Below are 16,758 nucleotides of genomic sequence, written 5' to 3'. Positions count from 1 at the left end.
AAAAGTAATTATTACTGTATAGGCCTATCAGATTTTTAATTACACCTCAAATATAGATACTTAGGGTGCTTGAATGGAAACTTATGTTGTGATATGCGGTATTTTATATGTCAAAGTTAATAATCTCGTGATTAACTGCAAGTAACGACCATTTATTTGTGCCCTTTTCATAATTTCGACACATGATTTCGTTACAAGATATTGATCCCAAGAAAAATATTATCATAAAGGGTGCCAAACTGCACAATCTCAAGAACATCAACGTGGTCATACCCCGAAACAAGCTGGTGGTCATCACCGGTCTATCGGGTTCTGGTAAATCAAGTTTGGCGTTCGATACCTTATATGCAGAGGGCCAAAGGCGTTATGTAGAAAGCCTTTCGTCGTATGCACGGCAGTTTTTGGGGAAATTGGACAAGCCCAAGGTCGATTATATAAAAGGCATAGCCCCCGCCATTGCCATTGAACAGAAGGTCAACAGTACCAATCCGCGTTCTACGGTGGGCACGACCACAGAAATCTATGATTACCTAAAACTGCTCTTTGCGCGTGTGGGCAAGACCATTTCACCCATTTCTGGCAAGGAAGTCAAAAAACATAGGGTCTCTGACGTGGTCGGGCATGTCATTTCTTTTGAAGAAGGCACCAAACTGTTGCTATTGGCACCTATCAGCATACCCGAAGACCGTGATGCCTTGAAATCACTGCAATTGTTCTCAAAACAGGGGTATGCCCGCATCAAATACAAGGGCGAGGTGATGCGTATCGACCAAGTGCCAAAAGACGTGGGCCGAGAATTTGATTTGGTGGTCGACAGAATTGTCGTCAAAGACGATGAAGATTTCAGAAACCGTTTGGGCAATGCGGTTGACAACGCCTTTTTTGAGGGCAAGGGCCGTTGCCTGGTCGAGAAATTGCAAACGGGCGAGCAACAGTTTTTCAGCAATCGGTTCGAATTGGATGGCATGAAGTTTCTCGAACCCAATGTGCACCTGTTCAGTTTCAACAATCCCTACGGCGCCTGCCCCAGATGTGAGGGCTATGGTGATGTTATTGGTATAGATGAAGACCTCGTGGTTCAGAATACGGCACTATCGATCTATGAAAATGCGGTGTTTCCATGGCGGGGCGAGAGCATGTCATGGTACCGCGACCAGTTGGTGAATGCCGCCTACAAATTCGATTTTCCCATCCACAAGCCCTGGTATGAGCTTACCGAAGAGCAAAAACAGTTGGTGTGGGACGGCAACGAACATTTTACAGGGCTGCACGGCTTCTTTTCCATGTTGGAGGAAAAAAGCTATAAGATCCAGAACCGTGTAATGCTCTCTCGCTACCGCGGAAAGACCAAATGCAGCGTCTGCAAGGGCAAACGACTACGAAAGGAAGCCACCTATGTCAAGATCAATGGCAAGTCTATCGTCGACCTTGTCGAGCTGCCCATCAAAAAATTGGTGCCGTTCTTTGAAGACTTACAGCTTTCACGGCACGACCAAACGATTGCCAAACGGCTGTTGAAGGAAATCACCACGCGCTTGGACTTTCTCAACAAGGTCGGTCTCAGTTACCTCACCCTGAACCGCAAATCGAACACGCTTTCGGGTGGCGAGAGCCAGCGCATCAATCTGGCCACCTCACTGGGCAGCAGCTTGGTCGGTTCAATGTACATTCTCGACGAGCCCAGTATCGGCCTGCATCCCAAAGACACCGAAAACCTTATCGAAGTATTGAAATCACTGCGTGATTTGGGCAACACGGTCATTGTGGTCGAGCACGATGAAGACATCATGAAAGCGGCCGACGAGGTCATCGATATCGGTCCCGAAGCCGGTACGTTGGGCGGTGAGATCGTAGCCACGGGCCCTTTGGATGAAATTTTGAAATCAAATTCGCTCACCGCCTCGTACCTAAACGGCAATAAAGAAATCGAAGTGCCCGCCGAACGGCGCAACTCAAAGAACCACATTCAGGTCATCGGGGCACGCGAGAACAACTTGAAAAACATCAATGTTACCTTTCCGTTGAACATGCTCACGGTGGTCACGGGCGTTTCGGGCAGTGGCAAGAGTACCTTGGTCAAGAAGATCCTCTACCCCGCCATATTGAAAGAAGCGGGCGGTTATGGCGAAAAGGCAGGGCAATTCACAAAACTTAAGGGCAAGTACGGCGATATCAAAAACGTCGAGTTTGTCGACCAAAACCCCATCGGGCGATCGTCTCGCAGCAATCCCGTGACCTATATCAAGGCCTATGACGACATTCGTGCCCTGTTCGCCGCACAAAAACTGAGCAAGATCAGAAACTATCAGGCGAAGCACTTCTCGTTCAATGTAGATGGGGGCCGTTGTGACAAATGTAAGGGCGAGGGCGTTATCACGGTAGAGATGCAGTTTATGGCCGATGTGCACTTAGAGTGCGATGTCTGCCACGGCAAACGCTTTAAAAAAGACATTCTAGAAGTACAGTTCGAGGGCAAGAACATCCACGATGTATTGGAAATGACCATCGACGATGCCATTGCCCATTTTGAACGCTACCAACAGCCCAAGATCGTGACCAAGCTGAAACCTTTGCAAGACGTGGGCCTGGGCTATGTGACCTTGGGGCAAAGCTCCTCAACCCTATCGGGCGGTGAGGCGCAACGCATCAAGCTCGCCTCCTTTTTGGTAAAGGGCAATACAAAGGAAAAGGCGCTCTTTATCTTCGATGAACCCACTACAGGGCTACACTTTCATGACATCAACAAATTGTTGGCCTCGTTCAATGCTTTGTTGGCCAAAGGCCACTCCATCATCGTTATCGAGCACAACATCGAATTGATCAAATGTGCCGATTATATCATTGACCTCGGCCCTGGGGGTGGTGAAAACGGTGGGCAATTGGTGGTAGAGGGTACCCCTGAAGAGGTGGTACAGAACAAGGGATCACATACGGCGAAGTATTTGAGTCAGAAAATAGGTTAATCAGGAAACCCAGCCCACATATTCTTTACCTCGATAAGCCGTCAACAGAGAAATTCGAAATAACAATCCGGTCCTTTTTGTCATTCCGATGGAGTCTTGATAACTCCCGATAGCTCCCGATAGCTATCGGGACGGGACGAGACGGGACGGGACGAGCCGACGAGAAATCTCAAGAGATTTCCCATACTTCCAATGGTCGATTCGAAACGATTGAAGAGGCTTGAACCCAAACGTATTTTTTAATCACTTAACAATCAATCACTTAATTACTTGAAATCAACTTTGGCACGCTGATTGCTATACACTAATCGGGATGTAAATAGTTGCATTCGGAACCTTAAATCTTAGTAGTATGAAAAAGTTTGTACCCTTTTTAGCAGTGCTGTTCTTGACGGCTTTTGGTGCCAAGGCAGCGAACGTTAGTGAAGAGCGGTTGGTTCCCAACTATGTACGCGGATATGGCAATTCTTTCATCTTTGTCGAAGACGGAATTACCTTCTCGGTATATTCCGATGGTGAATTTGATTTCTTCATAGACAATCGAGTGAATATCGGGGTTGGGGCACGAATCGGAAATGTCGGTGTTACCTTCAATTCAGGATTCAACTACAACCCGTTTGTTCAGTACGATGACTATGGAGCTGTGATCCAAGTAGAGAACGTACCCGTGTTTTATGATTTTTACGGACGCGTGTCACAGATCGGTGGAGTGGATATCTGGTACAGGAATGGATTTGTTAGACGCTTGGGCGGATTGAACGTTTTCTGGAATCGCGGTGTATTTAGCCATACCACAGGTTTCATCAATATCTATAACCGTGGATACGTGTTCAGACCATGGCACAGGTGGTTCATAAGACCCACAGTCGGATTCTGTAACGTTTGGACAACGCCCTATAGAAGATGGTATAACCCCGTTCGGTACACATGGCACAGACCTTACCGAAACAATATAAGAAGGGCCTATGCCAATATCGGTCGAGAATACCGATTCAATAGAAACCGTCGGGCCAACATCTATAGAAATGATAGACGTGTAGCGGTTCGTGAAGATAATCGTGCAAGGCGTGCCAATGCCGGACGAAGTAACAGAACCGTTGCCAACAATAGGTCGGTTTCCCGGTCGAACAGAAATGTCAGAAACGATCGTGGCGATCGTGTGGCCTCGAACAGAAGTACGACCGTAAGGCGAAATGACGCACGAAGAAGCGATGTACGTAGAAATGAAGCAAGAAGAAGTGATGCACGAAGAAGTGATGCACGAAGAAGTGATGTGGCCAAAAGGTCGAACCGTTCGAACACGGTAACCCAGCGCAGTGTCACAAAGAGGCCCAATGGCCGAACAGTGACCAAGCGAGAGGTGACCACCACACCACGTACGCGCACGGTTGAACGTACGACCAAGAGAACGTACAAGAAACCGGAGGCCAGAAGTTCAAGAAGAACGGTCGCCAGTAATGACAGGTCTAGAAATGTGCAGCGAAGCACAACACAGAAAAGAACCGTGAACCGAAGTACAAAAACAGTGCAGCGAAAGAGCACGCCACAGCGAAGAACGGTCGAGCGAAGCTCTTCTACATCGAGAAGAAGTTCGGCCGGTACCTCTAGAGGTAGAAGTGCAAGGGTTCAGAGAAGATAGTTTTTAGGTTGGTTAGTTGTTTGACCCCGTAGCGGATACGTCCCTACGGGGTTTTTCAATGAAACCCAAATTTTGATTTCAAAATTTGATGGTTGAATTGACCCTGAGCGCAGTCGAAGGATCTTTTAACTTGTGTCCGACTCTTCCTCCTATGAACTTCGACGCCCCACTCACATGCCCTAAAGAACGCCATTATCGGTTTCTTTTCAACCACTTTTTGAGAATGCCGGTGATATCTTCAGAAATATCGAACCGATAGAGAATACCCATGTACATTAACGATATCAATATTGATTTCAAGAGGATGTTGATGATAGGATGAAATGGAAACTGTAGGTAGCTGAACAAAAAGCCCAATAACAATAGAGTCAGCAATATTTTGAACGTGCCATTGGTAAATGGAAGCATATGAAACTTCGAACCTACATACCAAACTTTGAGCATGTTGAAAATGGAAATAGCGATAAAACTGGCCAATGCAGCCCCGAAGATGCCCATTTTGGGTATCAGCAATACATTCAGTAAAATAGTCAAAAGGGCAAGACCCACCCCAAAAACCAGTACTGTTTTGTAGTATTTTGAATTATAAAGAATAGCATTATTGTTTCCTAAAAGGGAATCGAGCACTCTTGCCAATCCGATCAAAAAAACAATTTGGAATCCGCCACGGTATTCTTCGGGTATGAGCAAGTACAGATCATTAAGGTTCAAGATGATCAATAAAAACAGCAGCCCTGAAGCGATGAACAATGTCAAAGAAGTTTTTTGGTACAGCTTTTTAAGTTCTTGATGGTCTTTGGCATCCAACAGCTCAGCGGTAAGGGGATAGGTGATTTGGTGCATGGCCCTCGAAGGCACAATGATGACCGTAGCGATGAAAACCGCCACGCTATAATAGGCCACATTTTCAATGGCGATGAACTGGTTGATCATCACCTTGTCGATTTCCAAGAGTATAAGTGCTGCCGAACCGCCCAGAATAATCAAAATGCTATAGGTGAGTATTTCTTTGGTCTCCTTCGGAAAATGAAAACTCAGTTTGGGAAAGTAGAGCAAATAGGCATAAATTTTCATGATAACGGTACGCAGCAAATAAAGGCCTACCAGCGCCTTTAGAAAGACATCGAGGTCAATCCACCCGAAATAATAGAAGCCCAAGAGTGCCGAAACCCCCAAACGAACAAAAACCTCTTTCATGAAATTGCCGAAAACAGATTTCAGGTGTACTTTGCTCCATGCATAGAACACCTCAAAATAGGCAAGGGCCAATCCTACCAAGAAAACATACCAGATATACGCTTTGACAATGGGGTTTTCTTGGCCCAAAATAGCTGCAATGGCATCATAAAAAACAAAGGTCAGCAATGCCAAGGGCACAATAGTGAGCAATGGCGAAAGCAACATCAGGCTCAAAAAACCGTCTTTTTCAGCGTAGCGGTGCGCATTAAAATACTTGACCATGGTGTTATGTACCCCAAAAGCCATCAATGGCATCAAAATGGCCGCTGTCGCCAAGATAAAGGTCACCAGTCCGAAATATTCGGCAGGCAGAATCTTGGTATACAAAAAGAGGATGTTCACCGCCCCTACCCCAAAGCCGATGTAGGTAATGATCGTGTTTGCCAGTGACTGTCTTAAGACGACTCCCATATAATAAAGTTGGCCAATTGCTCGGTCAGTGCCCTACGGTGATAGTGCTCTATCCCGGTAGGATTGATGGTCAAACTACCCTCTTGATAGGCCCTGAACCATTTCAAAAGTACTTCTTTTAATGATTGGGCGCCATTAGACGTGACGTACCTCCCCGATTTGGTCATCTCGACGATTTGGCCTCCCTCCCATTGTTCTGGGCCCATCGCCAAAATCGGACGCTTTGCCTTCAAGTATTCGAACAACTTACCGGGAATGATGCCCCGTGTTTCCACTGAATCGATTTCGAGCAACAACAATACTTGCGCGGCCTGTTGCAATTTTTGCACTTGGCCGTGCGGTACATAGCCCAGTATTTCGATATGAGCTTCAAGACCATACTGGCGAACGGATTGCAATACCTGTTCGCTGACCGTACCCCCCAACTGAATTTTCAAATGCTCGGCAAAGTCTGCATGCTCTTTGACCAATGTTGACAGTACCTGCCATAGCAGCTCAGGATTTCGGTCGGTCAACAACGAGCCGATGTGCGAAACCGTGAATTTTTGGTCCAACCCCATAGCAACATCACCACTTTCATATCCGTTGGTAATGACTTTGATGGGTTTTTGGGTCAGTTGTTCAAATTCTTCCTTGGTCGTATTGCTGGTCACCACAATTTTATCGGCACCATTGAGCACATCGCTTTCAAGCCGTTTGTGTTTTCGCTGGGAGGATGCCGTCAACCGTAGTTTTTTATGGTAGCCTATGGAGGTCCATGGATCTCGAAAATCGGTGATCCATTGCAAATCGGGATGCCGCTTTTTTAGTCCCATTCCTATTAAGTGCAAGCTATGTGGTGGGCCTGAGGTAATGACCGTTGTGATGTTTTCTTTTGAAAGAATTTGGGACAGATATCGAACCGACGGCTTCACCCAATTCTTTCGGGCATCGGGTATAAACAGGTTGCCCCTGACCCAGAGTAGCATTTTTTCGAGAAGGGATTGTCTTTTTTCTTCTTGAATGATGCCCGAACTGATTGTTTTGGTCTGCTTTTTAGAGAATACCGAAGCCCAACGATAGGGCTCTGTGATGGGTCGCTTCAAGATCTTGACCCGCTCTGGAACCTCTTTCAGCAACGATTCATCCTCTAAGGGGTAATGCGGATTCTGGGGTATGTACACCCATGGCTCAAAACCAAACTCGGGCAGGTATTTGACAAATTTCAACCATCGTTGTACCCCTGGCCCACCGGCAGGAGGCCAATAATACGTGATGATGAGAACCTTTTGCATCAGTCTTCCGTTTTTCGGCCTTTGGGCCAGAAGAGATAGACCAGTCCGCCCAGCAGCAATACCCCGAGCGCAATATTGCTTCCCAAGGCTATTTGGCTGCCCATCTCCACTACCTCAGGTTCAAACTTGAACTCGATCTCATGCTCCCCTGCCGGTACTTTCAGTCCGCGTAAGGCATAATTGACGCGATAGTGCTCGACAAGATTTCCATCCAAATAGGCATTCCATCCATGGGGATAATGCATTTCTGAGAATACAACAAAGCCGTCATTGGCATTATGGGTACTGTATTTCAAGTAATTTGGTCGATAATCGTTCAATTGAGCATGGGCCAATGAATCGACTTGATAGTTCGTCTTGACAAGCCGTGGATATTTTTGGGTATTCACCACGGCAGTTGTCTTGGTGTCTATAGCACCCAAAGCTTGTATTGCCTCATCTGCAGACTTTACAACTTTAATGTTCTCAATAAACCAAGCATTACCGTTGGCCTGATCGTTCACCGCAGGGAAACTTCTGCCCTCTTCATCTTGCTGAATGATGTATTTCACGTTCAACATGTTCAAGACCTGTAGGTTGTTTTGATAAAGATGGAACTCGAACAGGTCTTGCATCGCGCGGGGCTTGGCAGCATGGTACCCCCCCAATGATCGGTGAAAATAAGAGGTGCGGGCGCCATTCAACCCTTCGCTCGGATCAAATACCCTGAAGACTCCAGGGTCTTGCATAAGGGCCTGATCTAATTCTGAAGGCTGAAAAGGTGATTTTACCACTCGTTGACGTACAAAATCATCTTCGTTGACATAGCGAAGGTTCACCCCTACCAAATCAATGAGCAGCAACGCCCCCAACGCAATGGCCAAGATATTTTTGTTGATTTTGTCTTTGACAAAAAACCAAAGGGCGAGTGCTGTTAACAGCACAAAAACCAAGCTGCGAATGGTATCATTGATATAGACCGCCTCACGATCACCTTTGATTGTGGAAACCAGAGCATCACCATAGTTTCGCCGATAAATTTCATCGCGAAAACTGTCAAAATCGAAAAATCCCTTCATTATAAATACTCCGATGACTATTGCAATTACGGTGACAACACTATACTTAATGGCTTTCAACTTAGTTTTAGAATCCACTTTTTTGGAAGTGATTCTTTTTATTGCCAAAACTCCAAGCACCGGAACGCACAGTTCTAACACTACCTGTATCGATGACACGGCCCTAAACTTATTGTACAGTGGAAAATGGTCAATCATAAACCTCGATAATCCGGGAAAGTATTTCCCCCACGAGAGCACTAGAGAAAAAATGAACCCGGCAAGCAACCACCATCTGTGCTTGCCCTTTACCAAGAACAATCCCAGTATAAAAAGAAAAATTATAACAGCTCCCACATAAGCTGGCCCTGCCTCGATGATCTTCTCCCCCCAATATAGGGGCAGTTCATTGGCAAATGCTAAAGCTTGCCTTCTGGGCACCCCTTGATTAACCCAAAAATCATAAGTCTTGGATTTTTCGCCTAAAGCCTCTATCGTAGCGCCTCCAAAAAAGCGAGGGATAAAAATATTCATCGATTCGGCGATCCCGGTGCTATATTGTGTGATGTATTCATAATCCAATCCGTCCTTCACCTCCTTTGAGCTTCCATCGGGGCTAATGGTGAGGGCTGACTTTCCACGGGTGCTCCAATCGGCGTATTCTTTGGTGGCCATGAGTCCCGTGGCATTGGTGGCAATGCCCAAAATAACGGCACCGACCAAAATCCCCACAGAAATAAAAAAGTGTTTCAGCTCCTTTTCCCTAATGGCATAAATAAGATAGACCAGTCCCAAGACCAAGACCAGCAACATGAAGTAATAGGTCATCTGATAGTGGTTCGCGCTCACTTCCAAGGCCATGGCCAATGCGGTGAGCAAGAAGCCCAGAACATACTTTCTTCGAAAGGTCAAAATGATGCCGCCCAACAAAAAGGGAATATACCCCAATGCATGCGCCTTGGCATTGTGGCCTGCCCCCAAAATAATGATGAGATAGGTCGAAAAACCAAAGGCCAATGCCCCCAAAACGGCCCAACGCCACTTCACCTTCATACAGAGCATGAGCACATAGAAACCCAATAAATACAAAAACAAGTAGTCGGCAGGCCTGGGCAAAAAGCGTATGAGCCTATCGAGTTTCTTTACATAATCATGCGGGTAGTTCGCCCCTAATTGATACGTGGGCATGCCCCCAAAGGCACTGTTCGTCCAATACGATTCGATGCCTGTGTTTTCTTTGAAATCGTCCCGTTCTTTGGCCATGCCCTTGTACTGGGCAATATCAGACTGATAGATGGCCTTGCCCTGTAGCACGGGGTAAAAATAAACCACCGAGGCCAGTAAGAACAGCGCAATAACGATAAGATGGGTAAAGATTGCCTTTGCGGAAAGCTTCATGAACAAACATTGAGTGCCTCAATATTAGTCAATTTCTTCAAAATCTATGTATTCCCCAACCTTTTTTGATGGGTTCGCTTTGCGGAACGGCCTTTTAGAGATAGTGGTCTCTCCCTCTCTTTTCGGGGATTCGGAAAAATCTTGAAAATTGCCAAACTCTTGCCCGAAACGTTCTTCAGCCTTTTTAACCGCATAACCGAACAGTCTTGGGGCAAACAGTCGCCAAAGCAATTTGAGTCCGTAGTATACTAATATGAGTATTAATATCGTTTTCAGTAAAACCATACTTGTCAACTATAGGTTCAAAATTACACTGTTGGTCAGTTTTTCGACCGCAAAGTTTCATAAAAAAGTATTAAAACAGCTTACATGAACCTTTCATCTTTCAAAAACGTCTTCTTTTTCTCGTTTTTACTCCCGCTTTTCGGTATTGCCCAGTACACCGATGTCATCAACTCGAATCGGCCAGGGCTGGCGGTCAGCGCATATGCCGTTGGCAAAAATGTAGTTCAGACCGAATTTGGCATATTGTACGAGCAACAAGACCATACCGACCTGAATACAGATTCCAATATTTTGGGAGCAGACTTTGCACTTCGCTACGGATTGTTGGTCGAGCAATTGGAAATCAAATACGAGGGCACCTTCATCAACCAGAACATCACCTTCAACAATTTTGGCTTTGACGAAACCCGAACCGATTTTTCACGAAATCGACTCGGTCTCAAATATTTGATCTACGACCGGTATAAAGATCCTGACAGAAACAAGCCCAACCTTTATAGTTGGCGGGCGAACAATTTATTTCAACTAAAAAATTTGATTCCCTCGGTTTCCGTTTATGGGGGTGCCACTTTTAATTTGGGTGATAACCCCTTCTATCCAGATATTCCGACCATCACCTATCGTGGAATGGTGGCGACCCAGAGTCGATTGACCCCAAGAATGGTTTTGATCACAAACGTTGCCTATGACCGCATTTCTTCAGACGATCCCGAACTGAGTTACCTTGTTTCCATTTCGCATGCCTTTCGAAACCCAAAATGGAGTGCTTTTATAGAACACCAAGGTGTTGACAGCGATCGTTATGCCGATTTACTTTTACGTACAGGGGTGGCCCATTTGTTCAATGAAAATTTTCAGGCCGATATTAACCTGGGGGCCAGTGTTAAAAATACGCCCTCACGGATTTTTATTTCAACCGGTTTCTCATACCGTTGGGACTTTCACAAAGACGAGCTGAAACCCATTGATCAACAAAATACCGGTGATAAAATTAGCCGTAAGGCCATGAAAAAACGAAAAAAGGGCAAAAGAAAGAAAAAGGACAAGATCGACTTCTAAGTTTTAGCACCCCTGCTTTTATGCTGCGGCGAATATTCATAATATTGTGTTTAGTAAAGCAGCAGCATGATCACTATAAAAGAAGCCACTACCAAACCCGAACTCAAGCAATTTGTAAAATTTCCTTTTTCACTTTACAAGGGCAATCAATATTGGGTGCCACCCATTATCAATGACGAGCTGGGCTCATTTGATAAGGATAAAAATCCAGCATTCAAAAGCGCGGAAGCTTGGTTTTTCTTGGCCTACAGGGATGGAAAAATTGTGGGGCGCGTCGCCGCCATCATCAATTGGCTCGAAGTCAAGGAGCAAGGACTTAAAAAAATGCGCTTCGGTTGGTTTGACTTTGTTGACGACAAGGAGGTCTCAAAGACATTGTTGAACAAGGTCACTGAAATCGGGAAAGCAAATGGGCTTGCCTATATGGAAGGCCCCGTCGGTTTCTCAAATCTCGACAAAGTGGGCGTGTTGATTGACGGTTTTGACCATCTAGGTACTATGATCACTTGGTACAACCACCCCTACTACCAATCGCATTATGAGCAGTTTGGCATGGTAAAAGAGAAAGGATATCTTGAGAATAAATTTCTTTTTTCCGCTGCCGATCCAAAGCTCTTCACCAAGGCCAATGAGCTGGTCAAATTACGATATGGCCTGCGGCCCATGAACTTTAAAAAAAGTGAAGAGATTATGCCCTGGGTCGACAAGATGTTCGATCTCTTCAATGCCACTTATGCAAAACTCTCATCTTTTGTAAAAATTACGGAGGTACAGAAAGCCTATTTCAAAAAGAGGTATATAAGTTTTATCAATCCCGAATACATTAAGTTTGTGGTGGATGAGAACGATGAATTGGTAGCCTTTGCCATAGTGATGCCCTCTTTTTCAAAGGCCTTGCAAAAAGCGAACGGAAAACTTTTTCCTTTTGGGGTTTTTCACCTGTTAAGGGCCAAGAAACAGAGCAAAGACGTTATCTTTTATTTGATAGGAATACATCCTGAATACCAAAGCAAAGGGGTCACCGCCGTTATTTTTAATGAATACTACCATACTTTTACGAAAAAAGGGATCGTCAACTGTATTCGCACCCCAGAATTGGAAGAAAATATAGCCATACGCCAACTTTGGAAGCACTTCAATCCCGTGACCCACAAAAAACGGTGGACGTACCGAAAAGAACTATGATATCCATATTTCACCTTGAAACCTTTGCTTGAACACCTCGAATCCCTTTTAAACGAACCCATTAAAAAAATATGCCCCGTTTCAGGGGGTGATATTTCGACTGCCCACAAAGTCGAAACGGCCCATGGCCTGTATTTCGTGAAAAGTTCAAACGACCCAAATGCGTTTCCCATGTATGAAGCCGAGGCTAAAGGGCTGCGGCAACTGGCGGCCACAAATACCATTGCCATACCCAAAACCCATACAACAGGGCAATTTGAAGGGGTTTCTTATTTGGTAATGGAGTTTGTTGAAAGCAAGCGCCCATCAGAAAAAGACTTTGAAAGATTAGGGAGCAAACTGGCCGAATTGCACCGAACTACCATGCCTCCCTTCTTTGGAAACGATCATGATAATTTTATTGGCAGTCTGCCGCAATGCAATCAGCAGCATGTCGATTGGGCCACATTTTATGTACGCGAACGACTGTTACCTCAAATAAAAATGGGGTGGCAGCAAAATTTGCTGTCAAAACAGCAAATTCCTTCGACCGCAAAGATGCTCGATGTGTGCCAAAATCTCTTTGGTAAAGTGACCCCCTCCCTGCTCCACGGTGATCTATGGGGCGGCAATTACCTTATTGCATCGAATGGCACTCCCTACTTAATCGATCCGGCTGTCTATGCAGGGCATTCTGCCGTCGATTTGGCCATGAGTCGTTTGTTCGGTGGGTTTGGGACTTCTTTTTACGAGGCCTATCACGAAGTCATTCCTCCACATCAAAACCAACGGCAATGTAACGATGTTTATCAGCTATATTATCTGTTGGTACATCTCAACCTCTTTGGAAGTTCATATCGGAATTCAGTTTTGGTATTGTTGAAACAATATTTTTAGATAGGTGAACCTTCTTGGTACAGTCGGGTTTGTTGGCCCAAAACTTTTGTTTGTTTAGATATTCTTGTAACTTGTAGGTAGTATTACTGATGTGTATTGGCATTTGTATGCTCTCTTCAATTTGCCAAGTGATAATTTCAAGGTTTACAACTATTTAATTTCTTTCCATGAGGATTTCCAGACATTTTTTTACTTCGATATCGATCATTTTTGTTTTCACGGCTTTTGGGCAACAAGATAGAGCTCAGCAAGGGTTCTCAAACGGTCAAAAGTTGATGGGTCTTGCCGAGAACAACCTACGATTGGCCACTCTTTACCAGAATATGGATAAGAAGCTCAATAACGATAAAATAAGTCTTTCAGATATTGAGGGGTCACCTTATTTCGATGAAGAATTCAAAAAAGGCAAAATACGTTATGAAAATGAGGAAATCGGGAAATCCGTTTTATTGCGTTACAACGCATATAACGATGAAGTCGAAATATCGCTTCCTGAAGTGGACCAGCGTCAGGCCGTACTGAAAAGATATGGCATTTCATGTGTTATGGGGAACCAAGTAATAATCTTTTCAGATTTCATCGACAGCAAAAGCGAAACAAAAAAAGGGAATATTTTCTTGCTATACGAGGGAAGCAATTACAGTCTATTTGAACGGAAAACCAAGGTTTTTAAAATCGGTGAAAAAGCAAAAACATCATTTCATACAGCCTCTAAAAACAAGTTTGTCGAAAAGACCGGATATTTAATTGCCAAAAAAGATGGTCTGCCCACACAACTTGATTCGTCAAATAAAAAAATCATACAGCTTTTTGATGACGGCCATAGAGAAGCCCTTAAGTCATATGTAAAACAGAACAAGTTAAAGCTCAACGAAAAAGAAGACTTGCTACAAACCTTAAAATTTGCAAACAGTCTTTGAGCAAAAGTGAATGGGAAGACAAGACTTTTTACTCACCCATCGCAGCGGCCACCGCAGCTGAAAGCCTCTTGTAGGTACCATTGTGCAAACGTTCCCGAATGGCTGAAAAAGCATCCAAAGTTTCATTGATGTCATCCATGGTGTGGGTGGCAGTAGGTATCAAACGGAGTAGGATCATTCCTCTAGGTATAACAGGGTAAACCACTATAGAACAGAATATTCCGTAATTTTCTCGAAGATCTTTTACCAAGGCCATCGCCTCAGGAATACTTCCGCTTAGATAAACTGGGGTCACACAGCTAGAGGTAGTACCAATATCGAATCCACGTTCTTTGAGCCCGTTCTGGAGCGCATTCACATTTTCCCACAATTTTGCTTTGAGCCCTGGCTTGGTCCGAAGCATTTCCAAACGTTTCAAGGCGCCCTTTACAAAAACCATCGGAAGTGACTTTGCGAACATTTGCGAACGCATATTATATTTTAGATAGTCGATGATTTCCTTATCTGCGGCAACAAAAGCCCCAATACCGGCCATAGATTTGGCAAAAGTGGCCAAGTACACATCTATATCGTCTTGAACGCCCTGCTCTTCACCAGCACCGGCTCCCGTTTTGCCCAAAGTGCCAAAGCCATGGGCATCATCGACCAATAACCGAAACTTGTACTTTTTCTTTAGGGCCACGATTTCTTTCAAGATACCCTGCTCACCGCGCATACCAAAAACACCTTCAGAAATCACCAAAATACCGCCACCGGTCTGTTCTGCCAATTTTGTGGCCCTTTCCAGGTTTTTTTCCAAACTTTCGGCATCATTGTGTTTAAAAGTAAAGCGCTTGCCCATATGCAGTCGCACCCCATCAATGATGCATGCATGTGCATCCACATCATATACGATGATATCCGCTTTGGTCACCAGCGAGTCTATAACCGACATAAAACCCTGATAACCAAAATTCAAAAGATAGGAAGCCTCTTTTTTGACGAATTTTGCCAATTCACGCTCCAACTGCTCATGGTAATCGGTATGGCCGCTCATCATACGGGCACCCATCGGATAAGCGGCGCCGTGTTCTAAGGCCGCTTCTGAGTCTACTTTTTTAATTTCAGGTAGATTGGCAAGGCCCAAGTAGTCATTGATACTCCATGTAATGACCTCCTTGCCTTGAAATTTCATTCTATTTGATATGGGTCCTTCCAACTTTGGAAACACGAAATACCCCTCTGCCTGAGAGGCCCATTTGCCCAACGGACCTTTATTTTCAATGATTCTATCAAATAAATCCTTCATCTACCAAAAATTGATTTAACTGCAAAAGTAGGTAATTTTGGCCTGCATCTGCAAACCAAATCCAGCATATTACCCAACAACCCCTGTTCATAAAAAAGGCAACAGCTTTCACTGTTGCCTCAACATATAGAGATTTGAGTCAGTTATTTTATAAATTGTATTTTCTGTGCCTTTTTTTCATTCTTGCTATCCAAGAAACCTTGGTTTTCCATCCACTCATTGCTGTACACCTTGCTCATGTAACGCGAACCATGGTCAGGAAATACCACCACAACGATACTTTCTTTTGCAAACTCGCCTTCGGTATTCAACTGTACAAGTGCCTGCATGGCCGCCCCACTGGTATAGCCTAAGAAAAGCCCCTCGGTATGGGCCAATTTTCGCGTCATATGTGCACTATCGGCATCGGTAACCTTAATGTAGCGATCAATGCTGTTGAAATCAGTGGCCAAAGGAATCAGGTTTTTGCCCAAACCTTCGATTCTATACGGATAAATCTCGTTATGGTCAAATTCACCTGTTTCGTGATATTTCTGAAGCACTGAGCCATAGGCATCAACACCCAATACCTTTACATCAGGGTTCTGCTCTTTCAAAAAACGGGAGATGCCCGAAATTGTACCCCCTGTTCCACTACAGGCCACCAAGTGGGTGATTTGACCATTGGTCTGTTCCCAAATTTCAGGCCCCGTGGTCTTATAGTGCGCCTCAATGTTGAGCTCATTGAAGTATTGGTTGATATAAATGGAATCTTTGGTTTCTTCGTGCAATCGTTTGGCCACCTGATAATAAGAACGTGGATCATCAGCACTGACATGGGCAGGGCACACATAAACTGTCGCACCCATCGAGCGTAACATATCAATCTTATCTTTCGATGATTTTGAGCTAACGGCCAAAATACAGTCATAACCCTTGACGATACAGGCCATTGCCAAGCTGAAGCCCGTGTTACCAGAGGTAGTTTCAATAACGGTACTGCCCGGCTTGAGAATACCCTTTCGTTCAGCTTCTTCAATAATATAGACCGCAATACGGTCTTTTGAGGAATGGCCCGGATTGAAAGCCTCTACCTTGGCGTAGAAGTTTCCAGTGAGGGAATCTGCAATTTTATTGAGTTTTATCAGGGGGGTATTACCTACAAGGTCAAGAATACTATTGTAGGCCTTGATATTGTTTTCCAT

General features: G+C 44.7%; 12 protein-coding genes. 6 read left to right on the top strand and 6 right to left on the bottom strand.

The features are described from left to right. Positions 1–182 precede the first annotated feature (182 nt). Together uvrA and L0P89_RS14580 are read left to right on the top strand one after the other, a co-directional pair. Positions 183–2,963 (top strand): excinuclease ABC subunit UvrA, encoded by a 2,781-nt coding sequence (uvrA, locus tag L0P89_RS14585; RefSeq protein ID WP_235265847.1) that lies wholly within the window; start codon positions 183–185, stop codon positions 2,961–2,963. A gap of 352 nt (positions 2,964–3,315) precedes the next feature. Beyond that, positions 3,316–4,602: a hypothetical protein gene (locus L0P89_RS14580; RefSeq protein ID WP_235265846.1), complete on the top strand. Its 1,287-nt coding sequence runs from the start codon at positions 3,316–3,318 to the stop codon at positions 4,600–4,602. A gap of 192 nt (positions 4,603–4,794) precedes the next feature. Here the strand turns inward: L0P89_RS14580 and L0P89_RS14575 are convergent, their stop codons facing one another. Genes L0P89_RS14575 through L0P89_RS14560 form a run of 4 tightly spaced genes read right to left on the bottom strand, consistent with a single transcriptional unit; the run spans position 4,795 to position 10,246 of the window. After that, complete coding sequence (locus L0P89_RS14575) at positions 4,795–6,252, bottom strand: lipopolysaccharide biosynthesis protein (RefSeq protein WP_235265845.1); 1,458 nt, start codon at positions 6,250–6,252, stop codon at positions 4,795–4,797. Next, positions 6,237–7,526, bottom strand: a complete 1,290-nt coding sequence (locus L0P89_RS14570; RefSeq protein ID WP_235265844.1) for a glycosyltransferase family 4 protein — start codon at positions 7,524–7,526, stop codon at positions 6,237–6,239. Before L0P89_RS14570 ends, L0P89_RS14575 begins: the two co-directional genes overlap by 16 nt. Next, a complete protein-coding gene (locus L0P89_RS14565) occupies positions 7,526–9,961 on the bottom strand; it encodes a YfhO family protein (protein WP_235265843.1) in 2,436 nt (811 codons plus the stop codon). Before L0P89_RS14565 ends, L0P89_RS14570 begins: the two co-directional genes overlap by 1 nt. Positions 9,962–9,985: 24 nt before the next feature. Continuing rightward, complete coding sequence (locus tag L0P89_RS14560; RefSeq protein WP_235265842.1) at positions 9,986–10,246, bottom strand: DUF4834 family protein; 261 nt, start codon at positions 10,244–10,246, stop codon at positions 9,986–9,988. An 84-nt stretch (positions 10,247–10,330) separates the two neighbouring features. On the opposite strand from L0P89_RS14560, the gene L0P89_RS14555 reads away from it, so the two are divergent. The 4 genes from L0P89_RS14555 (at position 10,331) to L0P89_RS14540 (ending at position 14,286) form a co-directional block, all read left to right on the top strand. Next, positions 10,331–11,305, top strand: a complete 975-nt coding sequence (locus L0P89_RS14555; protein WP_235265841.1) for a transporter — start codon at positions 10,331–10,333, stop codon at positions 11,303–11,305. 66 nt (positions 11,306–11,371) lie between these two features. Further along, entirely contained in the window at positions 11,372–12,490 is a 1,119-nt protein-coding gene (locus L0P89_RS14550) for a GTP cyclohydrolase (protein WP_235265840.1), read from the top strand. Positions 12,491–12,505: 15 nt separating this feature from the next. Next, positions 12,506–13,366, top strand: coding sequence for a fructosamine kinase family protein (locus tag L0P89_RS14545; RefSeq protein WP_235265839.1), 861 nt, complete (start codon positions 12,506–12,508; stop codon positions 13,364–13,366). 167 nt (positions 13,367–13,533) lie between these two features. Beyond that, positions 13,534–14,286 (top strand): hypothetical protein, encoded by a 753-nt coding sequence (locus L0P89_RS14540; RefSeq protein ID WP_235265838.1) that lies wholly within the window; start codon positions 13,534–13,536, stop codon positions 14,284–14,286. A gap of 28 nt (positions 14,287–14,314) precedes the next feature. Here the strand turns inward: L0P89_RS14540 and L0P89_RS14535 are convergent, their stop codons facing one another. Further along, a complete protein-coding gene (locus L0P89_RS14535; protein WP_235265837.1) occupies positions 14,315–15,574 on the bottom strand; it encodes an aminotransferase class I/II-fold pyridoxal phosphate-dependent enzyme in 1,260 nt (419 codons plus the stop codon). 143 nt (positions 15,575–15,717) lie between these two features. Then, positions 15,718–16,758, bottom strand: coding sequence for a PLP-dependent cysteine synthase family protein (locus L0P89_RS14530; protein ID WP_235265836.1), 1,041 nt, complete (start codon positions 16,756–16,758; stop codon positions 15,718–15,720).

This window comes from Muricauda sp. SCSIO 65647 (assembly GCF_021534965.1).
Lineage (GTDB): Bacteria > Bacteroidota > Bacteroidia > Flavobacteriales > Flavobacteriaceae > Flagellimonas_A.
The sequence above is the reverse complement of the archived record's forward strand: the minus strand, read 5'-3'. Positions and strand labels throughout refer to the sequence as shown.

What these genes read in the sequence shown, in the direction of transcription:
- uvrA (WP_235265847.1), top strand. Translation starts at nt 183, where the DNA reads ATGATTTCGTTACAAGATATTGATCCCAAGAAAAATATTATCATAAAG.
- L0P89_RS14580 (WP_235265846.1), top strand. Translation starts at nt 3,316, where the DNA reads ATGAAAAAGTTTGTACCCTTTTTAGCAGTGCTGTTCTTGACGGCTTTT.
- L0P89_RS14575 (WP_235265845.1), bottom strand. Translation starts at nt 6,252, where the DNA reads ATGGGAGTCGTCTTAAGACAGTCACTGGCAAACACGATCATTACCTAC.
- L0P89_RS14570 (WP_235265844.1), bottom strand. Translation starts at nt 7,526, where the DNA reads ATGCAAAAGGTTCTCATCATCACGTATTATTGGCCTCCTGCCGGTGGG.
- L0P89_RS14565 (WP_235265843.1), bottom strand. Translation starts at nt 9,961, where the DNA reads ATGAAGCTTTCCGCAAAGGCAATCTTTACCCATCTTATCGTTATTGCG.
- L0P89_RS14560 (WP_235265842.1), bottom strand. Translation starts at nt 10,246, where the DNA reads ATGGTTTTACTGAAAACGATATTAATACTCATATTAGTATACTACGGA.
- L0P89_RS14555 (WP_235265841.1), top strand. Translation starts at nt 10,331, where the DNA reads ATGAACCTTTCATCTTTCAAAAACGTCTTCTTTTTCTCGTTTTTACTC.
- L0P89_RS14550 (WP_235265840.1), top strand. Translation starts at nt 11,372, where the DNA reads ATGATCACTATAAAAGAAGCCACTACCAAACCCGAACTCAAGCAATTT.
- L0P89_RS14540 (WP_235265838.1), top strand. Translation starts at nt 13,534, where the DNA reads ATGAGGATTTCCAGACATTTTTTTACTTCGATATCGATCATTTTTGTT.
- L0P89_RS14535 (WP_235265837.1), bottom strand. Translation starts at nt 15,574, where the DNA reads ATGAAGGATTTATTTGATAGAATCATTGAAAATAAAGGTCCGTTGGGC.
- L0P89_RS14530 (WP_235265836.1), bottom strand. Translation starts at nt 16,758, where the DNA reads ATGGAAAACAATATCAAGGCCTACAATAGTATTCTTGACCTTGTAGGT.